Source organism: Mycobacterium sp. (assembly GCF_050701675.1).
In the GTDB taxonomy this organism is placed as follows: Bacteria; Actinomycetota; Actinomycetes; order Mycobacteriales; family Mycobacteriaceae; genus Mycobacterium.
In genome coordinates this window covers 1-2,334 of sequence record NZ_JBOGDD010000877.1, presented here as the reverse complement: position 1 = coordinate 2,334, position 2,334 = coordinate 1, and the positions used below count along the sequence as shown (strand labels likewise).

Here is a 2,334-nt window from a genome sequence, read left to right as displayed (position 1 = left end):
CAGTACCCCGGCGACCTACGTCGTGGAACCCGCTGGGCCACCGCGATTCACGGTCGCCGCGCTCGACCTCGGCATCAAGACCAACACCCCGCGCAACTTCGCCAGTCGGGGCATCCGCAGCCACGTGCTCCCGTCGAGCACGACCTTCGAGGAGCTCGCCGAGCTCCGACCCGACGGCGTGTTCTTGTCCAACGGCCCCGGCGATCCGGCGACCGCCGACCACGTCGTTGGCGTGACGCGGGAGGTGCTGGCCGCGGGGATTCCGTTGTTCGGCATCTGCTTCGGCAACCAGATCCTCGGTCGGGCGCTGGGCCGCTCGACCTACAAGATGGCCTTCGGCCACCGCGGTATCAACGTGCCGGTGATCGACCACACCAGCGGCCGGGTCGCCATCACGGCGCAGAATCACGGCTTCGCGCTCGAAGGCGAGGCGGGTGAGGAGTTCGACACCGCGTTCGGCCGCGCAACCGTCAGCCACACCTGTGCCAACGACGGGGTCGTCGAGGGCATCAAACTGCTTGATGGAAGGGCGTTCTCGGTGCAATACCACCCGGAGGCCGCCGCGGGCCCGCACGACGCCAACTACTTGTTCGACCAGTTCGTCGACCTGATGGCGGGGGAGAAGTAGATGCCACGTCGCACCGACCTCAACCACATCCTGGTGATCGGATCCGGGCCGATCGTCATTGGCCAGGCCTGCGAGTTCGACTACTCCGGCACCCAGGCGTGCCGCGTGCTGCGCGCCGAGGGACTGCAGGTGAGCCTGGTCAACTCGAACCCCGCGACCATCATGACCGACCCCGAGTACGCCGACAACACCTACGTCGAGCCCATCACCGCGGCCTTCGTGGAGAAGATCTTCGCGCAGCAGGCCGCGCGCGGCAACAAGATCGACGCCGTGCTGGCCACACTCGGCGGCCAAACCGCGCTGAACACCGCTGTCGCGCTGTACGAGGGCGGTGTCCTCGAGAAGTACGGCGTGGAGATGATCGGCGCCGACTTCGAAGCCATCCAGCGCGGCGAGGACAGGCAGAAGTTCAAGGACATCGTCGCCAAGGTCGGTGGCGAGTCGGCGAAGTCACGGGTCTGCTTCACCATGGACGAGGTGCGCGAGACCGTCGAGGAGCTCGGGCTCCCGGTCGTGGTCCGGCCCTCGTTCACGATGGGTGGGCTGGGCTCCGGCATGGCTCACAGCGTCGAGGACGTGGAGCGAATGGCAGGCGACGGGCTGGCCGCGTCGCCAACGGCCAACGTGCTGGTCGAGGAATCGATCTACGGGTGGAAGGAATTCGAGCTCGAGCTGATGCGTGACCACCGCGACAACGTGGTGGTCGTCTGCTCAATCGAGAACTTCGATCCGATGGGCGTGCACACGGGTGACTCGGTCACCGTCGCACCCGCGATGACCCTGACCGACCGTGAGTACCAGAAGATGCGCGACCTCGGCATCGCGATCCTGCGCGAGGTGGGTGTCGACACCGGAGGCTGCAACATCCAGTTCGCGATCGACCCCGCCGACGGCAGGCTCGTCGTCATCGAGATGAACCCACGCGTCTCGCGGTCGAGTGCCCTTGCCTCGAAGGCGACCGGTTTCCCGATCGCCAAGATCGCCGCCAAGCTCGCGATCGGCTACACGCTCGACGAGATCGTCAACGACATCACCAAGGAAACCCCCGCCTGCTTCGAGCCGACACTCGACTACGTCGTCGTCAAGGCCCCGCGGTTCGCGTTCGAGAAGTTTCCAGGCGCCGACCCCACCCTGACGACGACGATGAAGTCGGTCGGCGAGGCGATGTCGTTGGGTCGCAACTTCATCGAAGCACTCGGCAAGGTGATGCGCTCGCTGGAGACCCCGGGACGCGGGGGTTTCTGGACGGGCGACGACGCCGATCTCTCCGTGGACGAACTGCTGGAGCGTCTCAGGACGCCCATGGACGGTCGCCTGTACGACATGGAGCAGGCGCTGCGCCAGGGCGCAACGGTCGAGGACGTCGCAGCGGCTTCGGGCGTCGACCCGTGGTTCGTCGACCAGATCGGTGGCCTCGTCGAACTCTGGGCCGAGCTCCGGGAAGCGCCCGTGCTCGACGAAGAACTGTTGCGCAGAGCCAAGCACAGCGGCCTGTCGGACCGTCAGATCGCAGCTCTGCGAACGGAACTCGCCGGCGAGGACGGCGTCCGGGCGTTGCGCCGTCGATTGGGCATTCATCCCGTCTACAAGACCGTCGACACCTGCGCTGCAGAGTTCGAGGCCAAGACGCCGTATCACTACAGCGCCTACGAGCTGGATCCCGCTGCCGAGACCGAGGTCGCGCAGCAGACCGAGCGGCCCAAGGT

General features: G+C 66.5%; 2 protein-coding genes. Both read left to right on the top strand.

Annotated elements, in window-relative coordinates; translation table 11 throughout:
* A partial coding sequence (locus ACRDUX_RS26805) for a glutamine amidotransferase-related protein (RefSeq protein WP_526418219.1) occupies nucleotides 1-628 on the top strand: 628 nt, incomplete at its 5' end.
* On the top strand, nucleotides 629-2,334 hold a 1,706-nt coding region (carB, locus tag ACRDUX_RS26800; protein ID WP_526418217.1), incomplete at its 3' end, for a carbamoyl-phosphate synthase large subunit.